Origin of the sequence: Spirosoma endophyticum, from assembly GCF_900112365.1 — a bacterium.
GTDB lineage: Bacteria > Bacteroidota > Bacteroidia > Cytophagales > Spirosomataceae > Spirosoma > Spirosoma endophyticum.
This window is the reverse complement of record NZ_FOLQ01000004.1, coordinates 431116-446356: the sequence shown is the minus strand read 5'-3', so window position 1 is coordinate 446356 and position 15241 is coordinate 431116. Positions and strand designations below refer to the sequence as shown.

The window sequence follows — 15241 nt, the reverse complement described above, 5'->3', positions numbered from 1 at the left end:
ACGACATGTTGCGCTATCTGACGGCCAATACGGATATGCCCAGTCAATCAGTTATCAATAATCTGTACATACCAAACGATCTCGATCGGGAGTTTCCGTTGGCTCCGCATTTTGTTCAGGCATTCGGCAGCTATCCCAATTACCTTCACTTTAGCGATGATTTTAAGCCGTCCGCGCAGCAACTTCTGGATAGTCGGGGTTTTCAGTTAATCAATCATTCGACCCGCGTTACCGACCAGGGATGGCACGTGGTTGAGCGGATTTATCAGCATGATGAAGGCTTGATGTTAAAAGCTGAATTTGTTGGTGATCGTTTCTTTCGGCTCTATGGCTACTATCGCGACGAGACATCAGCCAAAATGTTACTGGCTGATTTTCATGAACACAAATACGTTCATGAAGATAATCAGACGCATATTTATCTGATTCAGGCTGGTTTGGGTGGATTGCATACCGAGCGTGTCGAGATTCTGCCGCCCGTTATTGATCTTGAACTGCATTACAACGACGATTTTCCGGCGGTTCATGAACGACTGGTGAATTTACTGGCGCAGCCTAAGAGTAAAGGCTTGATTCTTCTGCACGGTGAGCCGGGAACGGGCAAAACTACGTACATCAAACACCTGAGTTCGTTAGTCAAGAAGGACATGCTTATTTTGCCGCCCTACATGACGAACTACCTGACCTCACCCGAAATCATTCCGTTTTTACTGGATAACAAAGAATCGGTGCTCATTATCGAAGATGCCGAACGGATTTTGCAATCGCGCGAAGCCGGGGGTGATACCAACAGCGTCTCAAATATCCTGAATCTTACCGACGGCTTGCTGGCCGACTGCATGCACATTCAGGTTATTGCTACGTTCAATGCCAGTAAACATCTGTTAGATAAGGCATTACTCCGCAAAGGTCGTTTGATGGTCGACTATGCCTTCGGGAAATTGGCACCCGCTAAAGTCAACAACTTGCTGGCTCACCTCGGCATGGAATACCGTACCGACCAGCCTATGACGCTGGCCGACATTTTCAACCTGGACGATCAAACAGTTTCGGGCGAACGTCAGGAAATAAAAATGGGATTTTGATTGCTTGGTAAACGTGCTCCTCTTGAGGCTGTTCTTTACCCTGGGAGCGTTTGAGAATATCCGAAACGCAACGTAGTATTGTGCATGAAGAGTCTCGTTAATTCAATTTTTACGGTGCTGTTCGCGGGTTTGCTAATGATGGCGTGCCAGCAGAACAAGAAATCTGAAACAAGCTCAGTTGATCAACCGAAGCCAGTAGCTACCCTTTCGAGCGCAACCTATACGCTTGGTGATTCCATTTTAATCCAGCTTAGCCAGCCATTAACCCAGGTATTTATTGCCTGGGATACCAAACCAGCTTCAACCGTTCAACCGACAAATAATGCACTTTTTGTTAATTCTGCAACCGAAAAAGTGGGTTTGCATGAATTGATCGTTACGGGCATTACGGATGGCAAGGAGAAGATTGCTGATACGTTACATGTTGAGTTGTGGTCTGATCGTAAACCCCAGGTGCTTGCGTATTCTGTGCTTAAAACGTATCCGCATATGGCAAGCAGTTTTACGCAGGGACTTGAATTTCAAGGGAATACATTGTACGAAGGAACCGGTCAGAATGGGCAGTCTAAGCTAATGAAAATAGACCTGGCAACGGGCTCCGTCATCCAGTCGGTCTCCTTACCCGAACAATACTTCGGGGAGGGAATAACCATCGCGAACGACCGTATTTATCAATTGACCTGGACATCAGGTCAATGCTTTCGATACAAAATGGACTTCACTCTGGAAAAGGCATTTACATATCATACAGAAGGGTGGGGGCTTACGCATACGGATAGCACGCTTATTGTGAGCGATGGATCAAACAAATTATCTTTTTACACCCCTGATTTTCAAAAAACGGGAGAACTAACCGTTTACGATGACAAGGGACCCGTTATGAATCTTAACGAGCTGGAGTACGTAAATGGATACGTTTTGGCCAATGTCTGGAAAACGAACCGTATCGTTCAAATTGATTTGACGTCGGGGAAAGTAGTGGGCGAAATAAATATAAGTAGTACCCTGCCCGCTGGCATTGATACGTCAGAGAACGTATTAAATGGCATTGCTTATAAATCAGGCGAAAAAGCCCTATACATCACGGGCAAAAATTGGCCCTCTCTTTTCAAAATACAAGTAAACGGCTTATTCAATTCAAAAGCCAGGAGCACGATTGCACTACGGTAGTGTGTGGGTACCCTATCACACTACTTACATTAATTTGTGCCAAGCGTGCTACGGTACTAAACCGTAGCACGCTTGGCACAAATTAATATTATTTATCGAACCACAAAGGAGCATCGACGGCCAAGCCCGTGGGTGTGTTGGGATTGGAGTTTATTTCTTCGCTCCGGTATAGCAACCGCCGAACCAGCCCCGCAACGGGTGCGCCTGCCGGAGTAGTCATGGCGGGAATCTCCTGACCAATCGCGCCCGACCGGCGATTTTGCACCCAGCCTTCAACAGGCCGCATAAATAGATCGAGGTATTGCTGTTGCGCTAAGACTGTTTTGTAGTTAGCCGCCGTCAGGGCGGGAAGCTGGTTGGCATACGTATCAGATTGCGCGGCCGGTACGCCAAACGACACCAGCGACGCGCGTACGCCCGCCCGCATCCGCTGCGTAGCCAGATCGAAACCGCCCGTTGCAAAGCCTCGCGCGATGGCTTCAGCTTCCAGCAGTAGTTGTTCAGAGTACGAAAACGATACCTCGGGTAGATCAGGCTTGAGCAGATTCATGTTCACCAGCGACGACTTAGGCGTATAATTTTCAACCGTGTTGAGAGCTACATACTCATTGGCGGCAGCGCCGGGCCCTACCTGATAAAAATATGGAATGCGTGGGTCATTGAGTGACGTCAACAGGTTATATACGACATTAGAGCAGTACCAGTCGGACTGAACACCGCCCCGAAAAATAGCTGTGAACGAGTAACGTGGATTCTGACGACCGGGCTGGTTATAATACTGAAACTGCATGGCATCAGTCGTTGACGCAATCATGTTACCCGCTGTTACGAGTTGCCCGATGGCAGTTCCTTTCGAAGGATCAGCGTCGACCATAGAGAACAGGATACGCAGCTTTAGCGAGTTGGCAAACTTGCGCCACTTCGTCATGTCGCCCCCGTAATACAGGTCGTTGGGGGCAATGATACCCTTGCTGGCTGGATCAATCTGCGCAATAGCTTCGTCCAACAGTGCAATAGTACCGTTCAGTACGTCAACCTGTTTATCGAATTTAGGTAGATCAACTGTGCCCTTGGCGGCATCCGTAAATGGAATGTCACCCCACAGCAACGACGTTTGCGAATAAGCAAACGCTTTCATGATTTTGCACTGTGCCAACGCATTTTTATTGACGGGCTGTGTGCTTTCGGCCACTTTGATGGCTACTTCCAGGTTTTTTAGTACGTCGGTGTAGGTACGTCCCCAAACCGAGCGGATACGTGTCTGGTCATATTTCGCCTGCTCCAGCCCCCAGCGGCCCCCCGATGCCCACATCTGGCTCATCAGGGCTACCGGCCAGGTGAGTTCGCCCACGCGCAGGAGCGAAAACTGGGTGCTGGCGCCCGAAAACAGGAGCGAAGGATCGACGGTAATGGATCGATTTGGGTCAATATTAAGGTCACTGTTCTTAAAACAACCGGTGGCCGTCAGTGCCAGCAGTCCGATGTACAGTATTTTTTTCATGGTAATACAAGGCATTGTTTGGGTTAACTAACTGTTAATCAAAAGGTAAAGCGAAGGTTGGCGCCAATACTCCGACTACTTGGAATACTGCCCCGCTCCAGCCCTTCACCAATGAGGCCAGTGCCCAGTACGTTGGCTTCGGGATCGATGTGCGGTACGTTCGAATGGATAATCCAGAGATTACGTCCTTCTACACCAAAGGCAATGCTGCCAAATGGTGTCTTGTTTACCAATGTGCGAGGCAGATTATAGGCAATTCGCACTTCGCGCAGTTTGGTATATGAGCCATCGAACGTATTGGTTTCGGGGCTAACCGAGTTATCCAACTGGCTCCAGTATTGCTGCACACTGGCAACTGGTACGTCGTTGGGTCGATACGTTCCGTCGGCATTGCGAATGACACCGGGGTCGATGAACGGCGTTCGGTTGTTGACAGCAGTTTCGACGGCCAGGCCACCACTTCGCACAATTCCGACCGTTTGCGAGTTAATAACACCCCCCTTACGCATGTCGATCAGGAAGTTGAAATCAAATCCTTTGAACGAAAAACTGTTGTTGATCCCCAGCGTCCAGTCGGGATAAATATTGCCAAGTAACCTACGTGGTCCGGGTGTACGCAGCCCAGTGCTTGGGTTAATCACAATATTACCTTGCGGATCACGCAGCCAGCCAACGCCCTGAATATTAAATGTTTCGCCGGGTTTGGCCACCACAAAAATACCAAAACCATCGCCCGACGTAGTGACGAATTCAGTTAGGCCATCGGCCAGTGATTCAACCCGATTTCGGTTCCGGTTGAAGTTGAAAGTAGCATCCCAGCGAAAGCCCGACCGGGTTTTCAACGGGGTAACAGACAGCATGGCTTCGACACCGGTGTTTGAAATTTCGCCCACATTGAGCCGCCGAGCCGAGTAACCAGTTGATTGTGGTACCGCAATCGAGATAATCTGGTCGTAGTTCAGGTTGCGGTAATATGTCAGGTCAAGGCCAAGCCGTCCACCAAAGAATTTCAACTCCGTACCAAACTCAAACGATGTTTGTTGCTGAGGCCGCAGGTTCGTTGGTGGCAGTACGTTCGTAGCCCCGAACGCCGATGCACCCCCGATTGGGTATAAAATATTGAACGTGTAGATGTCGCTGGCCTGTGTGAGTGGGTTGTATGTGAAGGCCAACTGGTACGGATCTTCGTCGGAACCGACATTGGCGTAGTTGGCCCGAAGTTTGGCGTAGCTCAGCACGTTGTTCTTCACGATACCCATGTTCGGGAAGGCTTCCGTAAGGATGAACGATGCGCTGACCGATGGATAAAAGTAGGAATTGTTATTGACGGGCAACGTACTGGACCAGTCATTACGGCCCGTTACGTTCAGGAACAGGAAGTTGCGGTAGTCGAAGCTAAAATCGCCATAGACTCCGAAGATCTCCCGGCGGCTGTAGAAGTTCGACGCTACGTTCGATTGTGCGTTGGCAAATGTATACAATTGGTCGATGTTCAATCCGTCTGACAGTACCCGCGACCGGCGAATGGTACGTTGGTTGAACTGATGACCCACAATTCCTTTGAACGTCCAGTCATCCGAAATTTTACGGGTGATCGTACCAATAAGGTCACTTTGTAGTTCACGCTCGTAGATTTCGTTGGTGTCGAACTGCCCATTCAGGCGTCCGCGCGTTCCCCGACGCGTAGTTGACCGGCGATTTTCGGTGAAGAAATCCGTCCCCACACGGCCCGTTACGTTAAACCAGGGCGCTACGTCGTAACTCAGGCTAGTACCGCCATAGACTCGGTCGACCGAGTTGGAGAACTTGTTGAATGCTGTTACGAAATACGGGTTATTCTGGATGCCGTCGAGGTCGATCGCGCGTGCCAGATCGCCTGTCCAGCCCGTTGGCACGGACTGTGTTGCGGGCGCGAACAGGTTATTGCGCAGATCATTTATATCTATCGTTGGGGATAGTCCCGCCAGAATCGTCGAGAGAATATTAGTTGTGTTAGACCCCTGTTGCGGGCGACCATCGCTGGTTGTCCGCACGTAGTTGAGCCATACCCGCGACGTAAGCTTATCCGTAATCTTACGGCCCGCATTGATGGCGAACGTATTACGGCCCAGTTTCGAACCCGGCACAGTGCCTGTCTGATTTAGGTTGGTGAAGCCTATCCGATAATCGCCCTGATCGCTGGCACCATCCAGCGATACGCTGTTGATGACCGTATGGCCCGTTACGAAAAAATTCTTCCAGTTATCCGGATGGGCTGTCAATCCCTGCACGGTTGCGCCCGTGTAGTCGAGCACCGGTCCCGTTACGCTCGATATCGCTGGTCCCCAGCCGTTCCCCAAACGGGGGTTATATACGCCGAGGTTGCCCTGTGCATATTCTGTCTGTGTATCAGGAACGCGCAGTACGTTGTCCGTACGGTAGGATGAGTTGACCGATATGTTCATTTTTTTCGATCCCACTTTACCCCGCTTGGTGGTGATGACGATAACGCCGTTTCGGGCACGCGACCCGTACAGCGCTGATGCGGCAGCCCCTTTCAGTACGTTCATCGACTCAATATCATCGGGATTGAGGTCACCCGCCCGGTTTCCCACGTCGACGCCCCCCGTCACGATGTCGGTTTCGGAGCCGTTGAAGGATGAGTTGGAGATCGGTACCCCATCGACGACAAATAGAGGCTCACTGGAACTCGATAGGGAATTTGCTCCACGAATCATCACTTTTGTTGAGCCACCTACTGACCCCGACTGTTGCGAGATACGTACCCCTGCCACCCGACCCGCCATAGAATTCAGTACGTTAGGGTCACGGGCTTTGATCAGTTCAGAACCGCCCACGGTCGAAACCGCGTAGCCAAGCTCTTTTTTCTCCCGAACAATGGCGTTGGCCGTAACCACTACCTCATCCAGATTGGTCAAATCGGCCACCAGCTTCACGTCAACTGTGGTTTGATCACCCGGCGCAACCTCCATCGTTTTGTAGCCGATAAATGAGAAAACCAGGGTGCTTTTTGCCGGAACAGCCAGTTGATACGTTCCGTTTGCGATCGTTACCGTGCCTGTGGTTGTGCCTTTGATCACCACGCTGACACCGGGCATATCTTCATTTTCGGGGGATGATACCCTGCCCGTTATCGTTCGATTCTGGGCCTGTACACGAAGCAATATGCCAATAAGTAGCAGAAAAATCAGTACCGGTTGTTTCATAGATAAAGCTAATTTGGGTTGATTGAAAAGAGAAAAGGGAGCATTCTGATCTAGGGAATCTGCCTGACCGTGCGGATACGTACAGGTTTCTTAAGGAGTTGCAGTGGATTGGAGTAAGCATTGGTAGGGCCAGGCTGGCCGGTTTCGCCCGCCTGAATTTTGCGTACTACGTCCATCCCGGAAACTACCTGCCCAAAGGCGGCAAAGCCCTGACCGTCGGGATTGCGTTTGCCGCCAAAATCGAGTTCAGGCTGTGCGTTTATACAGATGAAAAATTCTGAGGCTCCGCTAGCAGGTAAACCTCGTGCCATTGACAATGTGCCATCCAGGTGTTTGAGTCCTGTCTTCTGCGTTGTTTCCTGAGCGATAGGTGGAAACATGCGGGTGGAGTCGGTACCCAGACCGCCCTGTATCACCTCAATTTTAACCGGGCTGGTTGCCTGGTTATCGAGCCGGACAACGCGGTAGAATGTAGCGCCGTCATAGCGTTTTTCCTTTACGTAACGTAAAAAATTGGCTACCGTACCGGGCGCTTTTTCTGGGTCTAGTTTGATGATAATAGGGCCTGCTTCAGTTTCTATCTCGACCTGCTGAGCCGTAGCAATAGATCCTAATTTGACAAACAGCAACGTACAGAGCACAAGGTATCTCATATGGGTATGTTTTGAATAGTATACGGTAATAACCGCTCGTAAACAGGTTAAAAATAACTAGTTAAACTAGCTGGATACGTGTTGAGGTTAAAGCTGCAATATGAGTATTAATGCTTTTATTAAAGAATTTTAATTTGAAATTTTTGTGTATTAGAAAATATTTTATGTTTATTATTAATAAATGTCAAAATGCTGTTTTAGGATTCACTTCTTTGCACTTTAGTAATTATACTTAAAAGACCTATGATGGGGTTTAATTTGATCATCTTCTGTCACTTATTTTTTTGTTATATATTGATCCTCGGTCGTTTGCTAATTATGGCTGCAGCCGGGGATTAATTTTAGTAGATCAGCATGAGAAGTATTTTTTTTCGAATTGCCCTGCTGTTGGGAGTATTCAGCAGTTGCCAGTCATCGAATCAGCAGTCAACAGCATCGGACAACACAAGCTCATCGGCCACGTTACTGAGTGCGATCGCACCGCCGGAGGTTAACTATTCGGTTAGGGGGCTACAACCTGATACGTCACTGTTTGCCCAACCGCGTCGGATTGGTATACTGGACGACCCATCGCTGGGCGAATCATCGGGTATTGCGTCGAGCCGTCGAAATCCCGGCTATCTCTGGACAGAAGAAGATTCCGGAAACCCTAGTCAGATCCAGTTGATACGTCAAAATGGCAACGTAGTGGCACGCTTTACCATCGACGAAGTTGAAGACCAGGACTGGGAAGACATCGCTGTCGGTCCAGGACCGGTGCCCGGCGAAAGCTATATTTATCTGGCCGAGATTGGGGATAACAGACTGAAATATCCCGAAAAAATAATCTATCGATTTCCGGAACCGACTATTTCGGGCAAGCAATTCCCTTTCAAAGAACACATTGCGAGGGTAGCTGCAATTCGGTTGCGACTGCCCGATGGTCCTCAAAATGCCGAAGCTATATTGATTGATCCGATCACAAAAGATCTGTTTATTCTATCGAAAGGCGACCAAATGAACGTGTACCGGGCTGCCTTCCCACAGTCGGAGACACAAGTCATTGCGATGACTAGCGAACTAGTCATCCCTTTTGAAAAAGTAACCTCGGCTGCGGTCTCGCCCGATGGCAGCGAAATTCTGATTCGTACGTATAAGCAGTTATATTATTACAAACGGCAAGTCGGCGAAACCGTTATAGATGCGCTCAAACGCAAACCCCTTCGGTTGCCGCTGGCCGATGAAGCACAGGGCGAAGCCGTTGGCTGGGCAATTGACAGCTCGGGTTATTACACGGCTAGTGAGCGAGTTGGTTTCTCGGCCGAGCCTATTTATTGGTACTTCCGGAAAAAGTAAGTTTCTTGGTTCTAGACTTTCTGAAAAACAACAATGCCGTTGTGCCCGCCAAAACCAAATGTATTACTCATGGTAATGGCTACGTTTGCCGGTATAGCTTCCTTCAAAACAATGTTTAGATGGGTGGGAATGGCAGGGTCCAGCTCGGTTGTGTTGATAGTAGGCGGAATGACGCTGTCCCGCATAGAAAGCAGACAAATAATCGCTTCAATAGCACCGGCTGCTCCCAATAAATGACCTGTTATTGACTTGGTTGCGCTGATCTGAAGCTTCGTTTTCTCATTGCCAGTAAGTTTCAGGATGGCCTTGATTTCGGATAAGTCGCCAACGGGAGTGGACGTAGCATGGACATTCAGATAATCGACTGATTTTATATCTGTTTTTGCTTCATCTAAAGCCAGTTGCATGGCTTTCAGGGCACCCAGGCCTTCCGGATGGGTACTCGTCATATGATAGGCGTCGGCCGTCATGGCAGCGCCTGTCACTTCGCCGTAAATAGTGGCTCCTCGTGCGACAGCGTGCTCGTATTCCTCCAGCACTAAAGCACCGGCTCCTTCGCCCATCACAAATCCATCCCGATGCACATCGAACGGGCGGGAAGCCGTTGCCGGATCATTGTTTCGGGTCGTCATGGCTTTCATAGCGCTGAACCCACCAACCGAGGCTGGTGTGATAGGGGCTTCCGAACCACCGGTTACAATTATTTTTGCCTTTCCCAATCTGATATAAGTAAAAGCATCCATAATTGCTGTATTCGACGTAGCACACGCCGAAACGGTGGTGTAATTAATCCCCATGTAGCCATGCCGGATCGAGATCATGCCGGATGCCATATTCACAATCAGCTTGGGAACAAAGAAAGGGCTGAATCGGGGTTGCCCATTCCCCTTGACGTATTCAGTGACTTGCTCTTCAAAGGTATCCATGCCGCCTTGCCCTGATCCCCAGATAACGCCCACATCAAATGGGTCCATTTTGTTGAGGTCAAATCCAGCATCTTTAATGGCCTGATCAGCGGCAATCAGAGCATATTGTGTAAATAAATCGGTTCGTTTAAGATCAGCGTGACTTAAATAGTGGGACGCATCAAAGTTCTTGAGTTCGCAGGCCAGTTGCGTACGAAATAGGGATGCATCAAAATGGCTGATGGTGGCTGCGCCCCCCTGCCCATTAACTACATTTTTCCAGAACGTCGGAACATCATGGCCAACGGGGGTTAGTGCGCCAATTCCGGTAATAACAACTCGGTGTAACATGATGATTCGATTTTTATGGCAATTTTCAGCTATGGATCGGTGGAAATGAGCGGCAAAGGTACAGAAACAAAATACCAAATGGTATATTTGAGATATGAATAACGAATTGTCGAAATCAGAGCGAACCCGTCGATTTATCCTTGAAAAAACAGCCGATATATTCAACACGAAAGGTTATGCCGGAACCTCTCTGGCTGACCTGACAGAGGCTACGGGTTTAACCAAAGGCAGTATTTACGGGAATTTTGCCAATAAGGAAGACGTAGCGTTAGCAGCCTTTGATCATAATCTATCGGTAGTCATACAGGCTGTTCAGGAGCGTATGCAGCAGGCACCAACCTACTACCAGAAGCTATTTGTCTATTCACAATTCTACTATGATTCCATCCGAACATCTTTTCCGGTAGGTGGATGTCCAATACTAAATACGGCTATAGAGGCAGACGATACGAATAGCTTACTGAAAAACAGAGCTGCTAAAGCTATTTTGAGTTGGAAAAAAAACATTGTTGATCTGATTAAGGCGGGTGTAGCGTCCGGTGAATTCAGAACCGATGTTGATCCTGATCAAACGGCCTTATCAATCATTGCGCTTATTGAAGGCGGCATTATGATTGCCCGAGTTACCAATAGTCTCACTAGCCTGGATAAAGTTCTGAAAACGGTGGAGATGCTGTTAGTACAGTTAAAAGTATAACTAAATGAGGCTAGTTTTTATTTATGAAATAGGTAGCAAAATAGGATTACATTTCTTCGTAAAAATACCAGTAGGTATAATTTAGGATTTTTCGTTAAATTATTGATCTGGAAAAAGACTCTATCTTATTTCAACAACGGCAGACTTCCAGTTATAACTTCAAAAACAAAAAAGCAGCCTGATTAGGTGAGAATTTCTTGGACTTTGTCTCTATCAGTGAAGGACGGCTATTTTGACGTTTTTACACGCTGATGCATTTTTAACCAATGAAAAAAAACAGTCTGATCTGGTTTTTGATTGCCTGGACAAACAGCTTGGTCGCCGTCGCTCAGTCACCTGTCAACTATGTGTGGTGGAATCCGAGTCAGGGTGATTTTTCCGTCATCGAAGGGCAGGGATGGTCGGGGAAAGACATTCAAAATCCGTACGATCGACTGCCCGCAACCGCCGAAAAATCCGTACGAAAAGACGTCTGGAATTTGTCGCGTAACTCTGCCGGGCTGATGATCCGCTTCCGGGCCAGCACCGATCAACTTGTCGTACGTTACAAAGTAGGCGGTAAGCAGGCGTTACCCCACATGGCGGCTACGGGCGTGAGCGGGGTTGACTTGTACGCGGGTAACAGCGATGGAGAATGGTTGTGGTGCGCCGGAAAATATGTCTTCGGCGATACGATTCGGTACACATTCGCCAATCTGGAACCCAATGATACGTATCACCAGAAAGGCCGGGAATATCGACTGTATTTGCCTCTGTATAACAATGTGCAATGGCTGGAAATTGGCGTACCCAAAGGTGTAAACGTTACTCCCTTACCGGTACGGGTAGACAAGCCCATTGTTGTGTATGGTACGTCTATTGCTCAGGGTGCTTGTGCTTCCCGGCCCGGTATGGCCTGGCCAGCTATTTTAGGCCGTAAACTGGATCGACCGTTGATCAATCTGGGGTTCTCCGGCAATGGCCGATTGGAGAAAGAAGTCGTGGATTACGTTCAGCAAATCGATGCCAAACTATACGTACTGGATTGCCTGCCGAATCTGGTAGCAACCGTAGGTATCCAACCTGAAGAAATCAAAGCCCGAATTATCGAAACCGTAAAAACACTTCGGCAAAAACGACCCACCACGCCAATCCTGGCTGTAGAGCACGCTGGTTATTCGGATGGAGGCATTAATCTCACAAGGCGAAATTTATACAGCGATGCCAATGGGCTGATGCAACAGGCATTTGCTCAGTTGAAGCAGGAAGGCATGAATGGCCTGTATCTGCTGCCTAAATCAGATATTAACTTGGATTCGGATGCGATGGTGGACGGCACACACCCGACCGATTTAGGGATGCAGCAATACGCGGATGCCTATGAAAAACGTATCCGTGCTATTCTGAATGAACCCATCGGTACGTTGTCGACTACCAACGCCAAAATGCAGACCCGCGACGCACGAAATTATGATTTTGAAACCCGACATCGCGACATCATAGACCGGTTGAAAACCAAGCCCGCGCGTATCGTTTTTATGGGCAATTCGATTACGCATTTCTGGGGTGGCGAACCGAAAGGGCCCTTCGCGACTGGCGATGATTCCTGGAAGGCAGTCATGGAGCCGCTGGGCGTGCAAAATATGGGCTACGGCTGGGACCGTATCGAGAACGTATTATGGCGTGTTTATCACGGCGAACTGGATGACTATTCGGCCAGTCAGGTGGTACTGATGATTGGCACCAACAATCTTCAATGGAACACAAACACCGAAATTGTGGCTGGATTAACGTTTCTGGTGCGGGCCATTAAAGCCCGGCAACCTACTGCCGATATTCTCCTGATTGGTATTCTGCCGCGCCGGAATGATGAGCAACGAGTAGCGGCACTTAATGAAATGATTGCTCAGGCCACGGGTGATATGAATGCTACGTTTATTCAGGCGGGTCCTGTCTTTCTACAGCCAGATGGTAAATTAGATGAGTCGTTGTTTTCGGATGGCTTGCATCCCAACGCCGAAGGTTATCGTCGGCTGGTAGCCAAGCTTCAGACTTATCTCAAACCTGTTGAGAAGCCTAAGAAACGGAAATAGTGCCTGGGTTAAGGCCAACTAAACGTATCACATCTACTCATCACACGTGTGGCAACGAAACCGTGAATGTACTGCCCTCGCCTAATTTGCTGTCGACCGCGAGAGTGCCCTGGTGAAGCTCGATGAGTTTGGCAGAAATGGATAAACCAATGCCGAATCCTTCATAACCTAACGCGTTTTGAGCACGATAGAATGGTTCAAAAACGCGATGAAGATCGGCCTCCGACATGCCGATGCCCCGGTCACGAACAACGATCCGGCAGTTATGATCGTCGGTGCTGATACGTACCAGGGCTGTATGATCGGGTGAATATTTACAGGCATTATCGAGCAGATTCAGCAGTACTTGTTTCAGTAGATCTTCATTGCCATTAACAACGGTTCCGGTCTCCGCATCGGGAATATTGTCATAATCGACCTCAATTCGATAGGTTGGTTTGGCGCTGACCAATTCATCTTTCGCCAGGAAAACAATATCGTCGGTACGTACTGGCTCAAAAGGTACCTGGTTGCTCGTTTCCATCACACGGGCCAGAAACAACAGGCTATTGGTCAGGCCGATAAGCCGATCCGTATCCAGCATCAGATTTTGCAGTATTTCTTCGTGTTCGTCTACCGTCAGCGTCCGGCGCAGGCCCAATTGAATCTCCGATTTCAGGGCGGCCAACGGTGTACGGAGTTCATGGGATGCGTGTGAGACAAAACTGCGCTGCTGTTCAAATGCCTGATGCAGTCGCTGGAGCACATTGTTGAAATTCATGGCCAGCCGGGCAATCTCATCCTGCCGATTGCCTTCATCAAGTCGTTTCTCCAGGTTTCGGGCAGTGATTGTCGAAACCTGCCGGTTGATCTCGCTAATGGGTTGAAGCGACTGACCGGCAAAGAAAATACCCAGACCAATGGTGATACTCAGACCCGCCAATAAGCCCCAGCCCAGCGTCAATTGCAAATTCTCTAATTTACTTTTCCCGAACGTATCGTAAGCCGATGCCAGCACAACTAAATCGCGGCCATTTTGCCGATACAGAAGACCGATCAGTTCGTTGTGTCCACTGAACGTTTCCACGTCTTTTTTCTGCCGAACTTCATCCAGTAACGTTGTCTTGTAGTGAATAACCTGATCATCGACGCTGGAATAGATCAGGCGGTTCCTGGCGTCAAAAACCAGCACTTTCTCATCGATCATGGCCGTCAACGTATTGCGGTCGATTATTTTGAGCAACTCCCGGTCAACTTCTTTTACCTCAATCAGAAACCGAACCGTCGTACGTGCTTTATTCTTGAGTCGATCGTAGAACTCCTCCCGTCGATACGTTGCCGACACGAAGAAAATCAAGACCGAAAAGACGATCAGGATGGAAGCTACAATGAGCGAGAACTGGAGTGCAATGCGGTTACGGATGGTCATAAATAGGGGTGGAGCAAGTGGCGCGGAGCATGGAGTTAGCGCATGTACTATTTTATTCCATACTCCGCGCACCATGACCCTTGCCAAATTACTCCTCTTTCAAAACATAGCCCATACCGGGGCGGGTATGAATTAATTTGGGTTCAAAATCGCGGTCAATTTTTTTGCGCAGGTAGTTTACATAAACTTCGACTACGTTCGTGCCCGGATCAAAATTCAGGCTCCAGACCGTTTCGGCAATGTCCATTTTGGAAAGCACGCGCCCCCGATTACGTATCAGATAGTCAAGCAGGGCAAATTCGCGGGCGGTCAGATCAATCGTTACGCTCGACCGTCGAACATCTTTGGTTGTCAGGTTGACAGTCAGGTTGGCTATCTGCAAAATCTCCTCGGCAACTGGATTTATTTCGAGAGACGATCGCCGGAAGCACGTAGCAACGCGGGCCACCAGCTCGCGGAAATCGAATGGCTTTACTAAATAGTCGTCGGCACCCAAGGCTAAACCTTCCACTTTATCTTCTATTTCGCCCAGCGCGGTGAGTAAAATAATGGGTAATTTCGGTTTCTCAGCCCGGACGCTGCGGCATACTTCGAAACCACTTAAACCGGGCAAATTGATATCTAAAATCAATAAATCGACACCCGGTTGCAGCGCCATCTGCCGCCCGTTAATTCCTTCATACACAACATCAGTCGTGTAGCCTTCTTCCTGAAGTCCCCGGCTTATATTCTGCGCAATACGTCGATCGTCTTCTATAATTAAGATTTTTTTCATTCAGAACTTGTTGCCTTTGAGACCGGAGGGTTGGTCTGCCGTTGGTAATTTGTTATTAATTTAACGGAGGAACGTCCGGTTTT

11 protein-coding genes are annotated in these 15241 nt (G+C 48.7%); 5 read left to right on the top strand and 6 right to left on the bottom strand.

What is annotated here, in order from left to right:
• Nucleotides 1-5: 5 nt before the first annotated feature.
• Together BM202_RS13810 and BM202_RS13805 are read left to right on the top strand one after the other, a co-directional pair.
• Entirely contained in the window at nt 6-1085 is a 1080-nt protein-coding gene (locus tag BM202_RS13810) for an AAA family ATPase (RefSeq protein ID WP_394333791.1), read from the top strand.
• Nucleotides 1086-1169: 84 nt separating this feature from the next.
• Entirely contained in the window at nt 1170-2255 is a 1086-nt protein-coding gene (locus BM202_RS13805; protein WP_093826959.1) for a glutaminyl-peptide cyclotransferase, read from the top strand.
• Nucleotides 2256-2343: 88 nt separating this feature from the next.
• Here BM202_RS13805 and BM202_RS13800 read toward each other — a convergent pair whose 3' ends face one another.
• The 3 genes from BM202_RS13800 to BM202_RS13790 are packed head-to-tail and all read right to left on the bottom strand — an operon-like array spanning nt 2344 to nt 7615.
• Complete coding sequence (locus BM202_RS13800; protein WP_177236581.1) at nt 2344-3756, bottom strand: SusD/RagB family nutrient-binding outer membrane lipoprotein; 1413 nt, start codon at nt 3754-3756, stop codon at nt 2344-2346.
• 38 nt (nt 3757-3794) lie between these two features.
• Nucleotides 3795-6962 (bottom strand): SusC/RagA family TonB-linked outer membrane protein, encoded by a 3168-nt coding sequence (locus BM202_RS13795; protein ID WP_093826956.1) that lies wholly within the window; start codon nt 6960-6962, stop codon nt 3795-3797.
• A gap of 50 nt (nt 6963-7012) precedes the next feature.
• Entirely contained in the window at nt 7013-7615 is a 603-nt protein-coding gene (locus BM202_RS13790) for a peptidylprolyl isomerase (RefSeq protein ID WP_093826954.1), read from the bottom strand.
• Nucleotides 7616-7969: 354 nt separating this feature from the next.
• On the opposite strand from BM202_RS13790, the gene BM202_RS13785 reads away from it, so the two are divergent.
• Nucleotides 7970-8950: a hypothetical protein gene (locus BM202_RS13785; RefSeq protein ID WP_093826952.1), complete on the top strand. Its 981-nt coding sequence runs from the start codon at nt 7970-7972 to the stop codon at nt 8948-8950.
• Nucleotides 8951-8961: 11 nt separating this feature from the next.
• Here the strand turns inward: BM202_RS13785 and fabF are convergent, their stop codons facing one another.
• The gene (gene fabF / locus BM202_RS13780) at nt 8962-10209 is read right to left on the bottom strand and encodes a beta-ketoacyl-ACP synthase II (protein ID WP_218160555.1); all 1248 of its coding nucleotides are present in this window, start codon (nt 10207-10209) and stop codon (nt 8962-8964) included.
• Between the two features lie 91 nt (nt 10210-10300).
• Between fabF and BM202_RS13775 the strand changes: the two genes are divergently transcribed.
• Both BM202_RS13775 and BM202_RS13770 read left to right on the top strand, forming a co-directional pair.
• Complete coding sequence (locus BM202_RS13775; protein WP_093826948.1) at nt 10301-10903, top strand: TetR/AcrR family transcriptional regulator; 603 nt, start codon at nt 10301-10303, stop codon at nt 10901-10903.
• Between the two features lie 266 nt (nt 10904-11169).
• Entirely contained in the window at nt 11170-12975 is a 1806-nt protein-coding gene (locus BM202_RS13770) for an SGNH/GDSL hydrolase family protein (RefSeq protein WP_093826946.1), read from the top strand.
• 40 nt (nt 12976-13015) lie between these two features.
• Here BM202_RS13770 and BM202_RS13765 read toward each other — a convergent pair whose 3' ends face one another.
• Together BM202_RS13765 and BM202_RS13760 are read right to left on the bottom strand one after the other, a co-directional pair.
• Nucleotides 13016-14383 carry a sensor histidine kinase gene (locus tag BM202_RS13765; RefSeq protein WP_093826944.1) on the bottom strand — a complete coding sequence of 456 codons (1368 nt, stop codon included), beginning with the start codon at nt 14381-14383 and terminating at the stop codon, nt 13016-13018.
• A gap of 88 nt (nt 14384-14471) precedes the next feature.
• On the bottom strand, nt 14472-15158 hold the full coding sequence (locus tag BM202_RS13760; protein ID WP_093826942.1) for a response regulator: 687 nt from the start codon (nt 15156-15158) through the stop codon (nt 14472-14474).
• Nucleotides 15159-15241 lie beyond the last annotated feature (83 nt).